This is a genomic window from Azospirillum sp. BE72, assembly GCF_031455875.1.
GTDB lineage: Bacteria > Pseudomonadota > Alphaproteobacteria > Azospirillales > Azospirillaceae > Azospirillum.
In genome coordinates this window covers 480,882-500,236 of record NZ_JAVDTO010000002.1, presented here as the reverse complement: position 1 = coordinate 500,236, position 19,355 = coordinate 480,882, and the positions used below count along the sequence as shown (strand labels likewise).

The window sequence follows — 19,355 nt, the reverse complement described above, 5'->3', positions numbered from 1 at the left end:
GCTGCAAGCAATCACCCTCCCTTGCGAAGCGGGGGAGGGAGGGACCCACGCGACAGCGTGGGAGGGTGGGGGCAATCCGCCTCTACCGCTTCACCGTGCAGCTCAGCGCCAGGACGTCCGCCGCCTTGTCGAGGTCGTCGGCGCGGACCAGCACATAGTCGGTGTTGTAGGTGGAGATCGCAAAGATCGGCACATGGGCTTGGGCCAGCGGAACCGCGATGCGGGCCAGGATGCCGAACAGCGAGAAATCGACCACCCCCTCCACCCGGAAGGCGCGCCAGCCACGCTCGACCTTGACCCCATCGGGAACGCGATCCTCGCGGCAGAGGATCGACAACTCCTCCCCCGTGCGGGTGGCGCCGACCAGTGGGTCGCTCCAGTCCAGCCAGTCGGGCAGGCCGCTGCCGGGCGGCAACTGGGCCACCGCCAGACGGTCGGGCAGCACGGACAGGGTCAGGCCGCTCTGCTCCCGCACCAAGGCCGCTGTCAAGGTCGCCTCGTCCACCTCGAAAGGCTTCAGGATGCGCCGGGCGCGGGCGGCCAGCGACGGCACGCCGGAGCGCATCGCGCGGCCGAGCATCTCGGCTGAGGTGGCGCGCAGATTGGCGTCCGATTCGGCCAGATCGACCACGGCCTGCAGCGCGCTGGTCTGGACGATGCGGCTTGGACTGTTCTCGAACCAGTCGGCCAGCAGGACGGCGGCACGGTGGCGCTGCTCGTCGTCCATCGACAGGCGGGGGACGATCTGGGCGATGTGCCAGCGCACCTCCGCCTGTTCGATGGCGACGGCGTCGGTCAGCAGATGGTCCACATAAGGATCGAGCCAGCCGGGATTGCCGCGCGACACACGTTCGAGTGCGTCGGCGGCGCGCATGCGGACGCTCGCATCCTGGTCGAACAGGCAGCCGACCAGTTCCGCCAGTTTGCCACGGTCGGCGGAGACCTCGTCGGCGACGGAGGGCGCGTCGCCCACCGACCGCCGGTCTCCGCGCGCCAGCCGGCGGGCGAGCGACGCATTGCGGCTCAGGTCGTCCATCTCAGCGCCGCCCGGTCGGACGGCCGAAGCGGGACGGCGTGCCGAAGCGCGACGCCACCTTGGCGCCGGTCGGCTTGGGCGGCGGCGGGGGTGGGGGCGGCGGCGGAGTTTCGCCGCGCGGCACTCCGCCGCCCGACGCCATTTCCGCCAGATCCTTCACCAGCTTCTGAACGCTGCGGACGCGGGCCTGCGGATCGGGCCATTCGCGGCTGTAGACCAGCTTGTGGTCCGGCCGCAGCTTCATCAGCGTCAGATGCTGGGCGATGTAGGTCAGCAGCTTGGCAGGCTCGGCATAGAAATTGTCGTGGAAGGCCAGGACCAGACCCTTCGGCCCGGCGTCGACTCGGTCGATGTTCGCCTGTTTGCACCAGCGCTTGATGGTGACGACGTCCAGCAGGTTCTCCACCTCCTCCGGCAGCTTGCCGAAGCGGTCGATCAGTTCGGCGGCGAAGCCGTCCACCTCCGCCCGGTCGACCAGATCGGCGATGCGGCGGTAGAGCGACAGGCGCACGGTCAGGTCGGGGACATAGCTTTCCGGGATCAGCACCGGCGTGCCGAGGTTGATCTGCGGTACCCACTCCTGCGCTGCTGCGGCGGCGACCGCCCCTTCCTGCATCGCCGCGCGGGCGTTGGCGACGGCCTCCTCCAGCATCTGCTGGTAAAGCTCGACGCCGACCTCACGCACCTGACCCGACTGCTCCTCGCCCAGCAGATTGCCGGCGCCGCGGATGTCCATGTCGTGGCTGGCAAGCTGGAAGCCGGCACCCAGGCTGTCCAAGGTCTCGATGACGTGCAGGCGCTGTTGCGCGGTGCTGCTCAGCGGCTTGTTGGGGGCGTAGGTCAGATAGGCATAGCCGCGCTTCTTCGACCGGCCGACGCGGCCGCGGATCTGATAGAGCTGGGCAAGCCCGAACAGGTCGGCGCGGTGGACGATGAGCGTGTTGGCGTTGGGGATATCCAGGCCGCTCTCGATGATGTTGGTGGCGAGCAGTACCTCGAACTTGCCCTCGTCGAAGGCGGTCATCACGTCTTCCAGCTCGCTGGCCGCCATCTGGCCATGGGCGGTGACGATCTTGACCTCCGGCACCAGTTCGCGCACCCGCTCGGCGACCTTCGCCAGATCCTCCACCCGCGGGCAGACGTAGAAGCTCTGGCCGCCGCGGTAATGCTCGCGCAGGATCGCCTCGCGGATCACCACCGGGTCGTAAGGCAGAACGAAGGTGCGCACCGCCAGACGGTCGACCGGAGGTGTCGCGATCAGCGACAGCTCGCGCACGCCGGACAGCGCCATTTGCAGGGTGCGCGGAATCGGCGTGGCGGTCAGCGTCAGGACGTGGATGTCGGCGCGCAGTTCCTTCAGCCGTTCCTTCTGCTTCACGCCGAAATGCTGCTCCTCGTCGACGATGACCATGCCGAGCCGCTTGAAGTCGAGGCCCTTGGCCAGCAGCGCATGGGTGCCGACGACGATATCGGCGGTGCCCTCCGCCAGTTCCTTCTTCACCAGAGTCTGTTCGCGGGCGGTGACCATGCGGGACAACTGGACGACGCGCACCGGCAGCCCATTGAACCGGGTGGAGAAGGTCTTGAAATGCTGGCGCGCCAGCAGGGTGGTGGGCACGACGACGGCGACCTGCTTGCCGCTCATCGCCACTATGAAGGCGGCGCGCAGGGCGACTTCGGTCTTGCCGAAGCCGACGTCGCCGCAAACCAAGCGGTCCATCGGACGGCCGCTGCCGAGGTCGGTGAAGATATCCTCGATCGCCTTAAGCTGGTCGTCGGTCTCGGGGTAGGGGAAGCGGGCGGCGAATTCCTGATAGACGCCTTCCGGGGTCAGCACCGGATCGGCCTTCTTCAGCATCCGTTCCGCCGCGATCTTCAGCAGGGCTTCGGCCATGTCCTTCAGGCGCTTCTTGACCCGCGCCTTGCGGCCCTGCCAGCCGGCGCCGCCCAGCTTATCGAGTTGGACGTTGGCGTCCTCGGATCCGTAGCGCGACAGCACCTCGATGTTCTCGACCGGGACGTAGAGTTTGTCGCCGCCCTCGTAGATCAGGCGCAGGCAGTCGTGCGGGGCGCCGGTGACTTCCAGCGTCTCCAGCCCGTCATAGCGGCCGATGCCGTGGTCCATGTGGACGACGATGTCGCCCTCATGCAGGGCCGAATGCTCGGCGATGAAGTTGGCGGCCTTGCGCTTCTTCTTGGCCGGGCGGACCAGACGGTCGCCCAGTATGTCCTGTTCGGTGATGACGGCGAGATCGGCGGAGGTGAAGCCATGCTCCATCCCCAGCACGATGGTGCCGATGATGCCGCGGTCGAAACGGCGGACATCCTCGATGCTTTCCGCCGGCTCCAGCCCCGGAATGCCGTGGTCGGCCAGCACGTTGGACAGGCGGTCGCGCGAGCCGGCGGAATATCCCGCGATCAGCACCCGGCGCCCGTCGGCACGCAGCGCCCGGATATGGTCCTTCACCGCGTCGAAGACGTTCACGTCGGGGCGGTTGCGCTCCTCCGCGAAGTCGTGGCCGCGCTTGCCGCCGGCATCCACCGTCCCCTTGATGCCGGGGGGCGTGGAGAAGATCTGAAGCTGCGCCACCGCGCGCTCCGCCATCAGCGCGTCCCAGACGGTGGCGTCGATGAACATCGAGGAGACCGGCACCGGCTTGTAGACCGGCGACCCCGTCCGCTTTTCGATGCTCATCATCGAATCGCGCGAGGCGTGGAAATCGACCACCTGGGCGATGCGGGCGTCGCGCGACTCGTTGGCCTGATGGTCCAGGCTGACGATGCCGCGCGGCAGGTAATCCAGCACGGTGTCCATGCTCTCGTGGAACAGCGGAAGCCAGTGTTCCATCCCGCCATAGGACCGGCCGGCTGAGATCGCCTCATAGAGCGGATCGTCGTCGGTCACCGCGCCGAACAGCTCGCGGTAGCCGGAGCGGAAACGGGCGATCCCCGCCTCGTCCAGGAAGACCTCCGACATCGGCTTCAGCTCGACGCTGTCGCGCTTGTCGGTGGTGCGCTGGGTCATGGGATCGAAGGCGCGCACTCCCTCCAGCTCATCGCCGAACAGGTCGAGGCGGAGAGGCTCCTCCGTGCCGGGCGGGAACAGGTCGACGATGCCGCCGCGCACCGCGAATTCGCCCGGCTCTCGCACGGTCTGGGCGCGGGTATAGCCGTTGCCCGCAAGGTAGCGCTGAAGCTTCTCCAGATCGATGCGGTCGCGCAGCTTGGCCGAGAACACCGCGTTCTTGAAGGCGCTGCGCGGCGGCACCTTCTGCACCACGGCGTTGACGGTGGTCAGCACGATCAGCGGAGCCAGCCCGTCGCGGTTCGACGCCGCCTCGCGCCTTGCGATGAGCCGGGTCAGCGTGTCGATGCGGCGGGCGACGATGCCACCATTCGGCGACACGCGGTCGTAGGGCAGGCAGTCCCAGGCCGGGAAGGTCAGCACCTCCAGCTTCGGCGCGAAGAAGGCCAGCGCCTCCGCCAGCAACGCGCAGCGTGTGTCGTCCAGCGCCACATGCAGCAGGCCGTAAGCCCCGGCCTTCTGCGCGAGCTCCGCCAGGATGCGGGCGTCATGACCCTCGGGCGCGCCGCCGATCAGGAGACGGCCGGCGCGGCCGGGCTGGAGATCGTAACTGACCAAAGGAGGATGCCTCGGAGAAGGGAAGTGCTTTCGAGAGAGCCTTGACCGGCTCCGTCAGGAGCCTTGACGTGGTGTGTAACGGAACGCCGTCAACAGGCGCATCACGTCGCTGTCATGTTCGGCGGGAACCTGCTCCCGTCCCGACATCCAGTCGTAGAGGTCGGGATCTCCAAGCTCCAGCAGCGCTTCGAACCGGTCGAGCATGGCATGGTCGAACTCGCCGACATGGGCGTCGGCGAAGCTGCCCATCAGCAGATCCATCTCGCGCGTGCCGCGATGCCAGGAGCGGAAGCGCAGCCGCTTGCGCCGGTTCTCAAGCGACTCGGCCTTCTCGGGAGCCGGCGTCTCGGAAGCCGGGGGGGTGCCGTTTTCGGTCATTGCTGTCCAACGTCGAAAACCCCCAGCGCCTCCAGCGGCGAAGGGGGAACCATTCAGGAACCCCATCCTGCACGGGCGGACGCCGCGATGCAACCTCGGCTGCCTGCCTTGACGGCCTCCATCTTGACCATGGGAGGCGGATGTCCTATCTGCCCACTGGCCCGCGGGGACGACCCCGCCATCGAGAGAGGGTTACCGGGTGGGGACGACCCCGCCATTCCAAGACGGAGGTACCGTCATGGCGTGGGTCACGCTGTTCTTCGCCGGTCTTTTCGAAATCGGTTGGGCCGTCGGCCTGAAGTACACCGAAGGTTTCACTCGTCTGGTTCCTAGCGTCCTGACCGCCGCGGCTATGCTGGTGAGCATCCTGCTGCTGGGAGCCGCATTGAAGACTCTGCCATTGGGCACGGCTTATGCGGTGTGGACAGGGATCGGCACGGTCGGCACCGCGGTGCTGGGCATGTGGCTGTTCGGCGAACCCGCCGGAGCCCTGCGGCTGCTGTGCATCGCGGCGATCGTCGGGGGGATCGTGGGGCTGAAGGTTCTGCACGGGTGAGGGAATCTGGCACTCACTTGCCCCCACCCTAACCCTCCCCCGCTGGGCGGGGGAGGGGATTGGTGCTTGTTCGGGGGAGGGGCCGGCAGTCCCTCCCCCGCCCAGCGGGGGAGGCTAGGTGGGGGTCTAGCTTACCCGTTACAGCCCCCCTTAAACCTCTTCCGTCCGGCAGTTCAGCCCAAGCGTCTCCGCCGTGTTCGCCACCGCCGACAGGCAAATCTCCGCCCGCTCCGCCGGGATCGACACCGAGAAGCGCAGGACATAGCGCTCGCCCGCACGGTCGGGGAGGGTCTGCGCATCCAGGCGCACGATGTTGGCGTCGAACTGGGTGAAGATCTCTGACAGACGCGCCACGAGGCCCGGTTGGTCGCCGCCCGACACCTCGACGCGGTGGGTGACCATGGCCTGCGGACCCGGCTGGGGATCGAAGGCGAAGGGTGTGACCTTCACCTCGGCGCCGGACAGCACGGGCAGGGACGACAGGCTGGCCTGAACCTCCGCAACCGTCAGACCGGCCGGCAGCTCGCAGACGGCGGAGAACTCGGCACCGGTGCCGAGCGAGGCGAAGGTGGCGTCGCGCAGGTTTATGCCCTGTTCGAACAGGTGGCTGGTGATGCCGGAAACCAGCCCGACCCGGTCGGGGCAAAAGGTGGAAACCAGGGCAAGTCCGGCAGTCGATTCCGTCGCCATCGCACATCTCCCGTGTCGGTTTTCTTCGCGGGCACGGGTTCGGCCGTGCCGTCCGGATGCGCGATCATCGAAGCGGGGTGCCTGGAACGCCAGCACAAAATGGCGTTCAACTGCCGAACAGGCGGCGGGTGGCGGCGCTGATGGCGTGAAGCTCCGCCGCCAGCGCCGGGTCGACGTCGTCGACATAGTGGGAGGCGAGCAGGCCGAAATTCAGGTCGTCGGCACGGTCCAGCCGCTTGGCGCCATCCCGTGCCGCACCGTCCACATAGTCGAGCTGGCGCTGGATGCTGGTCAGCCAGCTGTTGTCCGGCTCCCGTCCAACCAGTGCCGCAACTCCGGCGGAGGCGCGTGCGATGCGTCGGCGCAGCTCGTCGGTGGTGGTGATGTCGGTCATGGCGGGCTCTCCTGTGGACGGCGAACGGCCAGTCTGACCGTCCGCCGTCAGCCGGAGAACAGGGAAACGGAGCCGAAGGTCGCGATGTTATTGGGCGAGGCCGCCGCTGGTCACGCCGGATTTGACGCTGTTCGGCACCACCACCTGGGCACAGCCGCCTTTGGTCTGCACGCTGGTGCCGGGCGTGGTCCAGTTGTCGACGATGGGAGCGGCGACCGACTGCAAGCCCTGACCCGACGGCAGCACCGCCTTGTACTCCGCCCGGCCGGTGCCGGAAATGCCCAGGCAATCGGGTGTCGCGGTGACGACGGGAGAGAAGAAGTTCCCGAATCGGACGGTGTCGTACCCGGTGCGGACATACTGGAACCAGGTGGTGCCTGCCGGGATGTCGATCACCTCCAGCGGCTTGGAGAAATCGATCCCCTTGGAGTCGTCGCCGTATCGGGCCGAGGTGAGATCGGTCGATGCGTAGAAATAGCTCGCCACCACCACACGGGCGTTCAACTGGTCGGCGCTGGAGCCGGCGGCTTTGGCGACGGCCACCTGCTCCGCCGTTGGGGCGGTCTGGGCCTGCCCCGGAAGTGCGGCAGCCAGGGTCAAGCCCACGGTCAGGAAAAATGCGAGTGCCGCCTGCCGGACAACGTTGGAAAAAGAGCGCATCGGTTATCGTCCAATCCGGAAAATTGAAAAACTCCGGAAAAACGATACCCACGCAATTGACCGGTCCAAGCCCCGAATGCGAAAGGGGCCGGACCATGCCATGGTCCGGCCCCCTCATCGCATGCCCTGTAACGTGGTGCGCCGTCAGGCGGCGGTGCCGCCGACCGTCAGCCCTTCCAGCTTCAGCGTCGGCTGGCCGACGCCGACCGGCACGCCCTGGCCGTCCTTGCCGCAGGTGCCGACACCGGGATCGAGGCGGCAGTCGTTGCCGATCATCGACACCTTGGTCAGGCTGTCCGGGCCGTTGCCGATCAGGGTGGCGCCCTTCACGGCGGGGCCGAGCTTGCCGTCCTCGATCAGGTAGGCCTCGCTGGCGGAGAAGACGAACTTGCCGTTGGTGATGTCCACCTGGCCGCCGCCGAAGTTCTTGGCGTAGATGCCCTTCTTGACCGAGGCGATGATCTCGTCCGGCGTGTGGTTGCCGTTGCGCATCACCGTGTTGGTCATGCGCGGCATCGGGTTGTAGGCGAAGCTCTGGCGCCGGCCGTTGCCGGTCGGGCGCATGCCCATCAGGCGGGCGTTCATGCGGTCCTGCATGAAGCCGACCAGGATGCCGTCCTCGATCAGCGTGGTGCACTGGCCGGGCGTGCCCTCGTCGTCCACGCTGATGGAGCCGCGCGAGTTCTCGATGGTGCCGTCATCAACGATGGTCACGCCGGGGGCGGCGATGCGCTGGCCCAACAGCCCGGAGAAGGCGGAGGTCTTCTTGCGGTTGAAGTCACCCTCCAACCCGTGGCCGATGGCCTCGTGCAACAGGATGCCGGGCCAGCCGCTGCCGAGCACCACCGTCATCTCGCCGGCCGGGGCGGGGACGGAGGACAGGTTGACCAGCGCCTGCCGCAGCGCCTCGTCGACGAAGCCGCGCCAGGTTTCCGGCTGGATGTAGTGTTCGTAGGTGACGCGGCCGCCGCCGCCATAGCCGCCGGTCTCCATCCGGTCGCCCTCGGCCACCACGACGGAGACGTTCAGGCGCACCAGCGGGCGCAGGTCGGCGACGCGGACGCCGTCGGCGCGCATAATCTGCACCGCCTGCCATTCGCCGCTGATCGAGCAGCTGACCTGCCGCACCCGCTCGTCCTTGGCGCGGGCATAGGCGTCGATGTCGGCCAGCAGCTTCACCTTCTCCTCGAAGGGGACGAGGTGCAGGGGATTGTCGGGGATGTAGAGGGCGCGGTTGGTGCCGGCCGGCGGCTCCGCCAGCGTGCCGGTGTGGCCGGCCTGCACGGCACGCACGGTGGCGGCCGCGCGGCGGATGGCCTCTTCCGACAGGTTGCTGGCATGGGCGTAGCCGGTCGCCTCGCCGGCGATGGAGCGCAGGCCAAAGCCCTGGGTCGTGTCGAAGCTGGCGGACTTCAGCTTCCCGTCGTCCCAGCCCAGCGATTCGCTCTGAGCGTATTCGAGGTAAAGCTCCCCATCGTCGGCACTGTGCAGGGCGTCCTGCACGACGCCTTCCACGCGGGCGCGGTCCATGCCGGCGCGGTTGAAGAAGAGATCGTCGGTGACGGCAAGCGCGCTCATGAAAACTCCGAACCTGTGATGGGGCGGAACCCGGTCTGCCCGGCCTGATGGCTTGTGCCGGCCTCGTTCCATGGTAGGACACAGCATCATAGCGGGCGTTGTCGCGCCGCGCCGTGCGATGTGTTCTAACGGACAGACTATAGTGTGGCGACGCGCGCGCCATCCGGCAAGGTTTGGCGATGCCGGCGGTCGTGCAGGGCCGGGTGCGGTGCAGAAAAGGGGACATCATGACCGACAATGCGGTGCGGGCGACCATGGACACGCTCAATCGTGATGGCGCGGCCGGCGCCATGGTCGGCCCGCGCCCCTTGCGCGACCACCCGCTGCGTCAGGTCCTGACCAACGAGGTCCATGCCCGTCCGCCGGAATCCGTGGCGGCGCCGGTCCGCGCCACGATGCTGGCGATGCTGTCGGGGGAGGGGGCTACCGAGGCCGACCGACGTCATCTGGAGGCGCTGTGCGACTGGGCTGGCGTCGTCCGGCCGCCGCAGGGCGCCACCCACCACAGCGCGTCCTTCGGCAGCTTTCATCTGAAGTGGGAGCGGCATACCGAATTCTCGACCTGGACCGTCTTCCGCCCCAGCGCCATGCCGGCGGGCGCCCTGGTCGATCCCTTCCTGGAGCCGGCGCTGCATGCCCTTCCGCGGGACTGGCTGGCCGGTCTGCCGGGTGAATTGCTGGTCGGCATCCATGTCGCCGTGCTCGACGCCGACACGCCGGAGCCGTCGCCGTCCATGATGGCGGCGATGTTCGGGTCGGAGAGCTATGTAGGCTCGCGCATCGCCGGCCGGTCGGCAACGGCATGGACCGATTTCCGCATCCATGGCGACGGCTTCTCGCGCATGCTGGTCGCCGACCATTCGATGACGCCGCGCCAGACCGGGCGGGTGTTGCAGCGCCTGCTTGAGATCGAGACCTACCGGGTGCTGGCCTTGCTGGCGCTGCCGATGGCGCGCGGCGTGCTGCCTCGCATCGGTCCGATCGAAGCCGGCGTTGCCGAGGTCACCAACCGGATCGCCGGCCTGCGCGGCTTGCAGGACGAGCGTGATCTGCTCGACCGGTTGACCCTGTTGGCGGCGCAGACCGAGCAGATCTCGGCCGAGACCGCCTACCGGTTCGGCGCCGCCCGCGCCTATTACGAGCTGGTGGAGCGGCGAATCGAGGAACTGCGCGAGATCCGGATCGAGGGACTGCAGACCGTCCAGGAGTTCATGGACCGCCGCCTGACCCCGGCAATCCGCACCTGCGAGGCGGTGGAGCAGCGGCTCGAGTCGCTGTCGCAGCGGGTCGCGCGGGCCAGCACATTGCTTCGCACCCGCGTGGAGATCGCGGTGGAAGGGCAGAATGCCGAGCTTCTCCAGTCGATGGACCGCCGCGCCCAGCTGCAGCTGCGCCTGCAGGAGACGGTGGAAGGGCTGTCGGTGGTGGCGATCAGCTACTACCTCGTCGGTATCGTCGGCTATGCGGCGAAGGGGCTGAAGGGCTTCGGGCTCAAGGTCGATCCCGACCTGCTGGTGGGGGTGATGATCCCCATCGTCATCGCCTTCGTCTGGTCGGGGGTGCGGCGGATCCGCAAGGTGCTGGTCGGCGAGCATTGAGGGGCGCGTTGGCGGTATTGGTTCGTTTTTGAAGGGGCAAGTTAGACCCCCACCTATCCTCCCCCGCTGGGCGGGGGAGGGATTGGAGCTTAGTCGGCGTTCAGCGGCAGTCTCCTCCCCCGCCCAGCGGGGGAGGATTAAGGTGGGGGGCCAGCGCCTATCACCTTCGCGCATCTGGCCCGAAGCCAAAACCTGCCCCATCGTTAATTCCTGAGTCGCGTCCAAGCGCCGCAACAATCCTGCGCGTCGGTCGGCGCGACCCCACACATCCTTTCCAGCACCCATCCTCACAAAAATCCGCTATCCCAACGGACTGCGACGGAATGTCGCATGGTTTGACCCCTGTGCGCGCTCAACCTTTGTACCCATGGCGCAGCTGAATGTGAGGAAAAGTCTATGCAATCGGTGGGAGAGAGGAAAGGCTTGTAACCCAGCGTGGCGTGGGGATAAGCTCCGGATGCGGGTATATGTCGCGCTAAGATGGCGTGATCCCTGCATAAACTGGCGTTCGCTGATAAGCCCAACTATGGACCGCACGAACGGGTGGCGGACCAACGGACAAGAGGGCGGAGGGGGCGTCGGCGGGAAGAGACGACCGCGTGCCATGACGAGCGTCGCGGCTAAGAAGGGGTTGGGGATGAGAAGGCAAAGCCTGTACACCGCCGGCCTGGCGGCGGTCCTGTCGATGGTCGGGCCGACGATGATGGGGTGGGGTGCCGCCCTGGCGAACGAGCCGAAGCCGTGGGAGATGGGCATGCAGCCCTCCGCCTCCCCGGTCAAGCACCTGATGACCTCGTTCAACGACCTGCTGACCATCATTATCACGCTGATCGTCATTTTCGTCGCGGCGCTGATGGCCTATTGCGTCATCCGGTTCGATGCGAAGAAGAACCCGGTTCCGTCCAAGACCTCGCACCACACGGTGCTTGAGGTCGCCTGGACCGTGGTGCCGGTGATCATCCTGATCGTGATCGCGGTGCCGTCCTTCAAGCTGCTCTATGCCGCGGAACGCATTCCCGAGGCCGAGATGACCGTTAAGGTCACCGGCCGCCAGTGGTACTGGGACTATGAGTATCCCGACCACGGCAACATCGCCTTCTCCAGCTACATGGTCCCGGAATCGGAGATCAAGCCCGGCCAGCGCCGCCTCTTGGAGGTCGACAACCGGGTCGTCGTGCCGGTCAACACCACCGTCCGGCTGATGGTGACCGCCGGCGACGTCATCCATTCCTGGGCGATGCCGGCCTTCGGCATCAAGAAGGATGGCGTGCCCGGCCGCATCAACGAGACCTGGTTCAAGGCAGAACGCGAAGGCGTTTATTACGGCCAGTGCTCCGAAATCTGCGGCACCAACCACGGATACATGCCGATCGCGGTCGAGGTGGTGTCCCGCGAGGCGTTCGACGCCTGGGTGGCCAAGACCAAGTCGGCCTCCGCGCCGAAGGACCCGACCCGCGACGTGGCGGCGCGTCCGACCGGAACGCTGGTCGAATGAGGATGCCGGCCGGACCCGCGGACTTCGCACGGCCCGGCCTAGGGACGCCGCGATAAGAAGAACATACCCAGCCGCCGCCGGTCCGCTGAAGAACGGGCGGCGCGGCGGCCAGGGACAGCGACAAAGGGTAGAGACATGGCAAACGCCACACCGGGACAGGGTCATGCCCCCGGGCATGAACATGGGCATGAGCACGGGCATGACGATCACCACATGCCCGGCTTCGTGCAGCGCTGGTTCTATTCGACCAACCATAAGGACATCGGCACGCTCTATCTGATCTTCTCGGTGATCGCAGGGCTGATCGGCGGCCTGTTCTCCGTGATCATGCGTGCGGAGCTTCAGTCGCCGGGCCTGCAGTTCGTCGCCGACGGCCAGGTGTGGAACATGCTGATCACGGCGCACGGCCTGATCATGGTGTTCTTCGTGGTGATGCCGGCGTTGATCGGCGGCTTCGGCAACTGGTTCGTACCGCTCATGATCGGCGCGCCCGACATGGCCTTCCCGCGCATGAACAACATCAGCTTCTGGCTGATCGTGCCGGCCTTCCTGCTGCTGCTGGGCTCGGCCTTCGTCGGCACCGGCGCCGGCACCGGCTGGACCATCTATCCGCCGCTGTCGGCACAGCTGGGACACAGCGGGCCGTCCGTCGACATGGCGATCTTCGCCCTGCATCTGGCCGGCGCCAGCTCGATCCTCGGTGCGGTGAACTTCATCACCACCATCTTCAACATGCGCGCCCCCGGCATGACGCTGCACAAGATGCCGCTGTTCGTCTGGGCGATGCTGGTGACGGCCTTCCTGCTGCTGCTGGCCGTGCCGGTGCTGGGCGGCGCCATCACCATGCTGCTGACCGACCGCAATTTCGGCACCACCTTCTTCAACCCCGAAGGCGGCGGCGACCCGATCCTGTTCCAGCATCTGTTCTGGTTCTTCGGCCACCCCGAAGTCTACATCATGATCCTGCCGGCCTTCGGCATCATTAGCCACATCGTGTCGACCTTCTCCAAGAAGCCGGTGTTCGGCTATCTCGGCATGGCCTACGCCATGGTCGCCATCGGCGTGGTCGGCTTCGTCGTGTGGGCGCACCACATGTACACGGTCGGCCTCGACGTCGACACCAAGGCCTACTTCACCGCCGCCACGATGATCATCGCGGTGCCCACCGGCGTGAAGATCTTCTCCTGGATCGCCACCATGTGGGGCGGGTCGATCGAGTTCCGGGTGCCGATGCTGTGGGCGCTGGGCTTCATCTTCCTGTTCACCGTCGGCGGTGTGACCGGCGTGGTGCTGGCGAACGGCGGCCTCGACAACTACATGCACGACACCTACTACGTTGTGGCGCACTTCCACTATGTGCTGTCGCTGGGCGCGGTGTTCTCCATCTTCGCCGGCTGGTATTACTGGATCGGCAAGATGTCCGGCCGCCAGTATCCGGAGTTCTGGGGCAAGGTCCATTTCTACACCACCTTCGTCGGCGTCAACCTGGTGTTCTTCCCGCAGCACTTCCTGGGCCTGTCGGGCATGCCGCGCCGCATCCCCGACTACCCGGATGCCTTCTGGGGCTGGAACATGATCTCCTCGCTGGGCGCCTATCTGTCCTTCGCCTCCACGCTGCTGTTCGTGTGGATCGCCTGGAAGACGCTGCGCAGCGGCGAGCGGGTGCCGGGCGCCTATTGGGGCCCGCAGGCCGGCACGCTGGAATGGTCGGTCAGCTCTCCGCCTCCGTTCCACGCGTTCGAGACGTTGCCCCAGGTGAAGTAAGCATGCTAACGGGCGGGCGTTGCCGCACTGCAGCGCCCGCCACTGCGAAAGCTATCGCCGGAAAGCCCGAACAATGGGCACCGGCAGGACGGGCGCCGGGGCGACGGACCCGGGGTTAGAAGACGACAAGGACATGACATGACGGACGTGACGAACGAACTGACGCTCAATCAGACCGGAGGGGCGTCGGCCGGTGACTTCATCGAGTTGCTGAAACCGCGGGTCATGTCGCTTGTGGTCTTCACCGGACTGGCCGGCATCGTCCTGGCCCCCGGCCACATCCACCCCTTCCTGGCTCTGGTCGCCGTCCTGTGCATTGCCGTCGGCGCCGGCGCGTCGGGCGCCATCAACATGTGGTACGACCGCGACATCGACGCGGTGATGGCCCGCACGGTCAAGCGCCCGATCCCGTCGGGTCGCGTCGAGCCGTCGGAGGCGCTGGGTTTCGGCGTCACCCTGTCGGTGCTGTCGGTCGTGGTGATGGGGCTGGCGGTTAACTGGGCGGCGGCGTCGCTGCTGGCGCTGACCATCGGCTTCTACGTCTTCGTCTACACCATGTGGCTGAAGCGCCGGACCCCGCAGAACATCGTGATCGGCGGGGCCGCCGGCGCCTTCCCGCCGATGATCGGCTGGGCCGCGGTGACCGGCAGCGCCGATCTGCCGTCGATCCTGCTGTTCCTGCTGATCTTCCTGTGGACGCCGCCGCATTTCTGGGCGCTGGCTCTGTTCCGCAACGGCGACTACACCCGCGCCGGCGTGCCGATGATGCCGGTGGTGGCGGGAGAGGCGGCGACCAAGCGCCAGATGCTGGCCTATACGCTGATCCTGCTGCCGGTGGCCGCGGCGCCGTCCTTCGTCGGGATCGCCGGGCCGGCCTATCTGGCGGTGTCGGCCATCCTCGGCCTGATGTTTGTCGGGCATGCCGTCCGCGTCCTGCGCGCGACCGACGACAAGCCGGCCAAGAAGATGTTCGGTTTCTCGATCCTGTACCTGTTCCTGCTGTTCGCCGTGATGATGGCGGAGCGGCTGATCCTTGGAGGGTGGGCATGACGGTGATGGAACACGATACCCCGATCGATACCCGCGCCTCGGTGGAGGAGCAGAAGCGGCAGGAGGCCGCCCTGCGGGCCCGGAAGCTGCGCGGCCGCAATCTGGCCGTTCTGGCGGCGCTGCTGACGCTGGTTGCCCTGTTCTACGCCATCACCGTCGTGCGGATGGGCGGGGCGCACTGATGGCCAAGAGCGGCGAGATGACCAAGCGCGACGACAGGCTGCGCCGCCGCAACCGGCTCGTCCTGGGCTCCCTGTTCGGGCTGGTGGCGGGGATGATCGGGCTGACCTACGCGTCCGTCCCGCTCTACAACCTGTTCTGCGCCGTCACCGGCTTCGGCGGCACGACCCAGCGGGCCGAGCAGGCCGCGAACCGGGTCGTCGACCGCAAGGTCACCATCCGCTTCAACGCCGACACCAACACCGCGCTGCCCTGGTCCTTCAAGCCGGAGCAGAAGGAACTGGTGCTGAAGCTGGGAGAGACCGGGTTCGCCGCCTACCGGGCGGAGAACCGCGGGGTCAAGCCCACCGTCGGCACCGCGGTCTACAACGTCTCGCCGGACAAGGCGGGCGCCTATTTCAACAAGATGCAGTGCTTCTGCTTCACCGAGCAGATCCTGGAGCCCGGCCAAGCCGTGGACATGCCGGTGACCTTCTTCGTCGACCCGTCGATGGCCGACGACCCGAACATGGACGACGTGACCACCATCACGCTGTCCTACACCTTCTTCCGCGCCAAGGACAGCGAGTCCCGGCTTGCCCAGCATGCCGCGACCCCAGCCCCGTCCGGCGGGGCGGAAGCAAGCAAACAAAAGGCGGAGCCGGGGGCGACCGCCACAAACTGAACAATATGGGGTAGTGAGACGATGGCCGACATCACCCACGGGCAAATGCCGCACGCCGAACCGTCAGCCCATGAACCGGGCGCCGGCATCCCGCATCCCTATCATCTGCTGAAGCCCAGCCCCTGGCCGCTGATCGGCGCCTTCTCCGGCGGGCTGCTGGCGACCGGTCTGGTCGTCTTCATGCATGACGGCGGCTCCTTCCTGATGATCCTGGGGGTGCTGGCCATCCTGGTCACCATGTTCGGCTGGTGGCGTTCCGTGATCCGGGAATCGGTGGTGGAGCATGCCCACACCCCGGTGGTGAAGATCGGCCTGCGTTACGGCATGGCGTTGTTCATCGCGTCGGAGGTGATGTTCTTCTCCGCCTTCTTCTGGGCCTTCTTCCACGCCGCCCTGGATCCGAAGGCCTCGCCCATCAACCCCGACGCCATCTGGCCGCCGCCCAACGTGCATGTCATCGACCCGTTCGACATGCCGCTGATGATGACGATTACCCTGCTGCTGTCGGGCGTCACCGTGACCTGGGCCCACCATGCGATCCTGGAGGGGCGCAACCGCGAGGCGGCGAAGGCGCTGGGCCTGACCGTGCTGCTGGGCGTGCTGTTCTCCTTCTTCCAGGCCTATGAATATGTCTATGCCTCGTTCAAGTTCACCGACGGCATCTTCCCGTCGACCTTCTACATGGCGACCGGATTCCACGGCTTCCATGTGCTGGTCGGCACGATCTTCCTGGCGGTCTGCTGGGTCCGCACGGTGAAGGGCCATTTCACCCCCGAAAGCCATTTCGGCTTCGAGGCGGCGGCCTGGTATTGGCACTTCGTCGACGTGGTCTGGTTGTTCCTGTTCGTATCGGTCTACTGGTGGGGTGGCTATGGCGGCGTGATCGCCAGCCACTGACGCCACCGGCGCCGAGCCGTTCCGGCAGCCTTCACCCTCTGCCGGAACGGTCCGAACGGGAGGTTTCAGCGTGAGCGACCATTACCCCAGAGTTCCCCCGATGTCCGCGGGCATGCGCTGCGTCTGCCCGCGCTGCGGGCAGGGGCGGCTGTTCGCCGGCTATCTGACGGTGGCGGAACGCTGCAACGTCTGCGGCCTCGACTTGTCCCAGGTGGACAGCGGCGACGGCCCTGCCGTCTTCCTGATCTTCATCCTGGGATTCCTCGTGGTGCCGGTGGCGCTGTGGGTTTCGATGACCGTCGAATGGCCGCTGTGGCTGCACGCCATCGTCTGGAGCATCGTGGTGCTGGCCCTGACGCTTGGCATGCTGCGGCCGGCCAAGGCCTATGTCATCGCCCTGCAGTACCGCTACCGCCGCAGCGAGGTCGAGAAGGGATCATGAAGGCCGCAACCACCGGAACAGGGGCGGCGGGAAGTGGCGCCGGATCGCGGGAGCGCCGCCGCTTCCGCCCGTCGCTGGGCGCCACCCTGGTCACGGTCCTCGGGCTTGCGGTGGCCATCGGCCTCGGCACCTGGCAGCTGGAGCGGCTGCAGTGGAAGACCGATCTGGTCGCCCGGATCGCCAGCCAAATTGCCGAGCCGCCGGTGTCGCTGCCTTCCCGCATCGACGATCCCGCGGCCTGGGAATTCCGGCCCGTCACGCTCTCGGGCCATTTCCTCAACGACAAGGAATTGCTTCTGATCGCCCGTCCGCACCAGGGGCGGGTCGGTTACGAGCTTCTGGTGCCGTTCCAGCGGGCGGACGGTGCCGGCATCGTGCTGGTCAACCGCGGCTTCATCCCCATGGACCTGCGCGATCCCGCCTCCCGCCCCGCCGGTCAGGTGAAGGGGGATGTCGGCGTCAAGGGCATCGTCCGCCTGCCGCAGCAGCCCGGCCTGTTCCAGCCCGGCAACGGCATGCCGCAGCCGGGGTCCGCCTGGATGCGGCCCGATCCGCCCGCCATGGCGGCGGCGCTGTCGCTGGACCGCGTGGCGCCCGTGGTGGTGGAGATGCTGCCCGGCCAAACCTTCGGGGGCCAGAACGCCGGCTTGACCGGCACACCGGCCGGCACCTTGGCGGGGATCGAACCGCGCGTGGACCTGCCGAACAACCATCTGCAGTATGCCTTGACCTGGTACGGGCTTGCGGTAACGCTCGCCGGAATCTACGTGCTGTCGCAGCGCAAGCGCGCCGACACCGGAACCGACGGACGATCCGATGACCGCATATCAGGAGCTTGAACGCCGCCATGCCCGCATCGCCGCCATCGGCGACGCGCTGGGCATTCTCGGCTGGGACACCCAGACGATCATGCCGGAGGGTGCCAACGACGGCCGGGCGGAGCAGACCGCCACCCTGTCGGTGATCGCGCACGAATTGGCGACCGATCCCCGCATGGTCGACCTGTTGGACGAAGCGGAGGCCGACACCAGCCTCGATGCCTGGCAGCGCGCCAACCTGCGGGAGATGCGCCGCCACCACATCCAGTCCACCGCCATCCCCGCCGATCTGGTGGAGGCGACCAGCAAGGCCGTGTCGGTCTGCGAGATGACGTGGCGCGCCGCGCGGGCCGAAAGCGACTTCGCCAAGCTGCTGCCCTCGCTGACCGAGGTGCTGGCCCGCGTGCGCGAGGGCGCCGACGCGATGGGCTCCGTCATGGGCATCAGCGCCTATGACGCGCTGCTCGACAGCCATGACCCCGGTGCGCGGGCGGAGCGGATCGACGCGCTGTTCGCCGACCTCTCCACCTTCCTGCCCGACCTGATCGGCCGCGTGCTCGACCGTCAGGCCGCCGCCCCGGCAGCGGTCGACCCGCAGGGGCCGTTCCCGGTTGAGAAGCAGCGCGAACTGGGCGTGCGGATGATGGAGCGGCTGGGCTTCGATTTCAGCCGCGGCCGGCTGGACGTGTCGCTCCATCCCTTCTGCGGCGGGGCGACCGGCGATGTCCGCATCACCACCCGCTATGACGAGGCGAACTTCACCGACGCGCTGATGGGCATTCTGCACGAGACCGGCCATGCCCTGTACGAGCAGAACCGTCCGCGCGCGTGGCTGGGCCAGCCGGTGGGCCAATCGCGCGGCATGGCTGTGCATGAGAGCCAGTCTCTGCTGATGGAGATGCAGGCCTGCCGCTCGCCGGAGTTCATCACTTGGCTGGCGCCTGTGGTGCGCGAGACCTTCGGCGGCGAGGGGCCGGCCTGGGAGGCCGACAATCTGCGCCGGCTCTACAGCCGGGTCGAGCGAGGCTTCATCCGCGTCAATGCCGACGAGGTCACCTATCCGGCCCACATCATCCTGCGCTATCGCCTGGAAAAGGCGCTGATCGCCGGCGACCTGACCTTGCCGGACCTGCCGGGCGCCTGGAACGACGGCATGGCGGAGCTGGTGGGCGTCGTCCCTCCGAACGACCGTCTGGGCTGTCTGCAGGACATCCACTGGCCGGGCGGCGGCTGGGGCTATTTCCCGAGCTACACACTTGGCGCCATGACCGCGGCCCAGCTGTTCGACGCCGCGCGCACCGCCGATCCGGAGATCGTGCCCGCCCTGTCACGCGGCGAGTTCGCGCCGCTGGTGGCATGGTTGCGGGTGAATGTGCACGAGACCGGCTGCTTCCATGCCTCGGGCGACGAACTGCTGACCGCGGCGACCGGCCGGCCGCTCGACTCGTCGGTGTTCAAGCGGCATCTGGAACAGCGCTATCTCTGAGTCCGTGACCGAGGCCGGCCTCTCGG

Annotated in this window: 18 protein-coding genes; 11 read left to right on the top strand and 7 right to left on the bottom strand. The window is 67.2% G+C overall.

Going from position 1 to position 19,355, the window contains the following annotated elements; genetic code table 11:
* Positions 1-82: 82 nt before the first annotated feature.
* The 3 genes from J2Y49_RS08475 to J2Y49_RS08465 are packed head-to-tail and all read right to left on the bottom strand — an operon-like array spanning position 83 to position 5,057.
* The gene (locus J2Y49_RS08475) at positions 83-1,036 is read right to left on the bottom strand and encodes an ACT domain-containing protein (RefSeq protein ID WP_310114020.1); all 954 of its coding nucleotides are present in this window, start codon (positions 1,034-1,036) and stop codon (positions 83-85) included.
* Between the two features lies 1 nt (position 1,037).
* Positions 1,038-4,679, bottom strand: coding sequence for a transcription-repair coupling factor (mfd, locus tag J2Y49_RS08470; RefSeq protein WP_310114018.1), 3,642 nt, complete (start codon positions 4,677-4,679; stop codon positions 1,038-1,040).
* Between the two features lie 54 nt (positions 4,680-4,733).
* Positions 4,734-5,057 carry a succinate dehydrogenase assembly factor 2 gene (locus tag J2Y49_RS08465; protein WP_310114015.1) on the bottom strand — a complete coding sequence of 108 codons (324 nt, stop codon included), beginning with the start codon at positions 5,055-5,057 and terminating at the stop codon, positions 4,734-4,736.
* Positions 5,058-5,295: 238 nt separating this feature from the next.
* On the opposite strand from J2Y49_RS08465, the gene sugE reads away from it, so the two are divergent.
* Positions 5,296-5,613 carry a quaternary ammonium compound efflux SMR transporter SugE gene (sugE, locus tag J2Y49_RS08460; RefSeq protein WP_310114014.1) on the top strand — a complete coding sequence of 106 codons (318 nt, stop codon included), beginning with the start codon at positions 5,296-5,298 and terminating at the stop codon, positions 5,611-5,613.
* Between the two features lie 150 nt (positions 5,614-5,763).
* Here sugE and J2Y49_RS08455 read toward each other — a convergent pair whose 3' ends face one another.
* The 4 genes from J2Y49_RS08455 to tldD form a co-directional block, all read right to left on the bottom strand.
* Positions 5,764-6,303 (bottom strand): ACT domain-containing protein, encoded by a 540-nt coding sequence (locus tag J2Y49_RS08455; RefSeq protein ID WP_310114012.1) that lies wholly within the window; start codon positions 6,301-6,303, stop codon positions 5,764-5,766.
* A gap of 106 nt (positions 6,304-6,409) precedes the next feature.
* Complete coding sequence (locus tag J2Y49_RS08450; RefSeq protein ID WP_310114010.1) at positions 6,410-6,697, bottom strand: immunity protein Tsi6 family protein; 288 nt, start codon at positions 6,695-6,697, stop codon at positions 6,410-6,412.
* Positions 6,698-6,784: 87 nt separating this feature from the next.
* Positions 6,785-7,357 (bottom strand): polymorphic toxin type 46 domain-containing protein, encoded by a 573-nt coding sequence (locus J2Y49_RS08445; protein ID WP_310114008.1) that lies wholly within the window; start codon positions 7,355-7,357, stop codon positions 6,785-6,787.
* A 144-nt stretch (positions 7,358-7,501) separates the two neighbouring features.
* Entirely contained in the window at positions 7,502-8,935 is a 1,434-nt protein-coding gene (tldD, locus tag J2Y49_RS08440) for a metalloprotease TldD (RefSeq protein WP_310114006.1), read from the bottom strand.
* 227 nt (positions 8,936-9,162) lie between these two features.
* Here tldD and J2Y49_RS08435 point away from each other — a divergent pair, with 227 nt between their 5' ends.
* The 10 genes from J2Y49_RS08435 to J2Y49_RS08390 all read left to right on the top strand — a co-directional run bounded on the left by J2Y49_RS08435 (position 9,163) and on the right by J2Y49_RS08390 (position 19,329).
* Positions 9,163-10,533, top strand: coding sequence for a DUF3422 domain-containing protein (locus J2Y49_RS08435; protein WP_310114005.1), 1,371 nt, complete (start codon positions 9,163-9,165; stop codon positions 10,531-10,533).
* A 637-nt stretch (positions 10,534-11,170) separates the two neighbouring features.
* A complete protein-coding gene (gene coxB, locus J2Y49_RS08430) occupies positions 11,171-12,028 on the top strand; it encodes a cytochrome c oxidase subunit II (protein WP_310114003.1) in 858 nt (285 codons plus the stop codon).
* Between the two features lie 135 nt (positions 12,029-12,163).
* A complete protein-coding gene (gene ctaD, locus J2Y49_RS08425; RefSeq protein WP_310114001.1) occupies positions 12,164-13,792 on the top strand; it encodes a cytochrome c oxidase subunit I in 1,629 nt (542 codons plus the stop codon).
* 138 nt (positions 13,793-13,930) lie between these two features.
* On the top strand, positions 13,931-14,842 hold the full coding sequence (gene cyoE, locus J2Y49_RS08420; RefSeq protein ID WP_310113999.1) for a heme o synthase: 912 nt from the start codon (positions 13,931-13,933) through the stop codon (positions 14,840-14,842).
* On the top strand, positions 14,839-15,024 hold the full coding sequence (locus J2Y49_RS08415; protein WP_310113997.1) for a hypothetical protein: 186 nt from the start codon (positions 14,839-14,841) through the stop codon (positions 15,022-15,024). The genes cyoE and J2Y49_RS08415 overlap by 4 nt, the downstream gene beginning before the upstream one ends.
* Positions 15,024-15,686, top strand: a complete 663-nt coding sequence (locus J2Y49_RS08410; RefSeq protein WP_310113995.1) for a cytochrome c oxidase assembly protein — start codon at positions 15,024-15,026, stop codon at positions 15,684-15,686. The genes J2Y49_RS08415 and J2Y49_RS08410 overlap by 1 nt, the downstream gene beginning before the upstream one ends.
* Positions 15,687-15,707: 21 nt before the next feature.
* The gene (locus J2Y49_RS08405) at positions 15,708-16,583 is read left to right on the top strand and encodes a cytochrome c oxidase subunit 3 (protein ID WP_310113994.1); all 876 of its coding nucleotides are present in this window, start codon (positions 15,708-15,710) and stop codon (positions 16,581-16,583) included.
* Positions 16,584-16,683: 100 nt separating this feature from the next.
* Positions 16,684-17,025 (top strand): DUF983 domain-containing protein, encoded by a 342-nt coding sequence (locus J2Y49_RS08400; protein WP_310113993.1) that lies wholly within the window; start codon positions 16,684-16,686, stop codon positions 17,023-17,025.
* Positions 17,022-17,864, top strand: a complete 843-nt coding sequence (locus J2Y49_RS08395) for an SURF1 family protein (RefSeq protein WP_310113992.1) — start codon at positions 17,022-17,024, stop codon at positions 17,862-17,864. Before J2Y49_RS08400 ends, J2Y49_RS08395 begins: the two co-directional genes overlap by 4 nt.
* Positions 17,842-19,329: a carboxypeptidase M32 gene (locus J2Y49_RS08390; protein ID WP_310113991.1), complete on the top strand. Its 1,488-nt coding sequence runs from the start codon at positions 17,842-17,844 to the stop codon at positions 19,327-19,329. The genes J2Y49_RS08395 and J2Y49_RS08390 overlap by 23 nt, the downstream gene beginning before the upstream one ends.
* Positions 19,330-19,355: the final 26 nt, after the last annotated feature.

Excerpts from the sequence above, each read along its gene's own strand:
- J2Y49_RS08475 (WP_310114020.1), bottom strand. The coding sequence starts at position 1,036 with ATGGACGACCTGAGCCGCAATGCGTCGCTCGCCCGCCGGCTGGCGCGC.
- J2Y49_RS08465 (WP_310114015.1), bottom strand. The coding sequence starts at position 5,057 with ATGACCGAAAACGGCACCCCCCCGGCTTCCGAGACGCCGGCTCCCGAG.
- sugE (WP_310114014.1), top strand. The coding sequence starts at position 5,296 with ATGGCGTGGGTCACGCTGTTCTTCGCCGGTCTTTTCGAAATCGGTTGG.
- J2Y49_RS08455 (WP_310114012.1), bottom strand. The coding sequence starts at position 6,303 with ATGGCGACGGAATCGACTGCCGGACTTGCCCTGGTTTCCACCTTTTGC.
- J2Y49_RS08450 (WP_310114010.1), bottom strand. The coding sequence starts at position 6,697 with ATGACCGACATCACCACCACCGACGAGCTGCGCCGACGCATCGCACGC.
- J2Y49_RS08445 (WP_310114008.1), bottom strand. The coding sequence starts at position 7,357 with ATGCGCTCTTTTTCCAACGTTGTCCGGCAGGCGGCACTCGCATTTTTC.
- tldD (WP_310114006.1), bottom strand. The coding sequence starts at position 8,935 with ATGAGCGCGCTTGCCGTCACCGACGATCTCTTCTTCAACCGCGCCGGC.
- J2Y49_RS08435 (WP_310114005.1), top strand. The coding sequence starts at position 9,163 with ATGACCGACAATGCGGTGCGGGCGACCATGGACACGCTCAATCGTGAT.
- coxB (WP_310114003.1), top strand. The coding sequence starts at position 11,171 with ATGAGAAGGCAAAGCCTGTACACCGCCGGCCTGGCGGCGGTCCTGTCG.
- ctaD (WP_310114001.1), top strand. The coding sequence starts at position 12,164 with ATGGCAAACGCCACACCGGGACAGGGTCATGCCCCCGGGCATGAACAT.
- cyoE (WP_310113999.1), top strand. The coding sequence starts at position 13,931 with ATGACGGACGTGACGAACGAACTGACGCTCAATCAGACCGGAGGGGCG.
- J2Y49_RS08415 (WP_310113997.1), top strand. The coding sequence starts at position 14,839 with ATGACGGTGATGGAACACGATACCCCGATCGATACCCGCGCCTCGGTG.
- J2Y49_RS08410 (WP_310113995.1), top strand. The coding sequence starts at position 15,024 with ATGGCCAAGAGCGGCGAGATGACCAAGCGCGACGACAGGCTGCGCCGC.
- J2Y49_RS08405 (WP_310113994.1), top strand. The coding sequence starts at position 15,708 with ATGGCCGACATCACCCACGGGCAAATGCCGCACGCCGAACCGTCAGCC.
- J2Y49_RS08400 (WP_310113993.1), top strand. The coding sequence starts at position 16,684 with ATGTCCGCGGGCATGCGCTGCGTCTGCCCGCGCTGCGGGCAGGGGCGG.
- J2Y49_RS08395 (WP_310113992.1), top strand. The coding sequence starts at position 17,022 with ATGAAGGCCGCAACCACCGGAACAGGGGCGGCGGGAAGTGGCGCCGGA.
- J2Y49_RS08390 (WP_310113991.1), top strand. The coding sequence starts at position 17,842 with ATGACCGCATATCAGGAGCTTGAACGCCGCCATGCCCGCATCGCCGCC.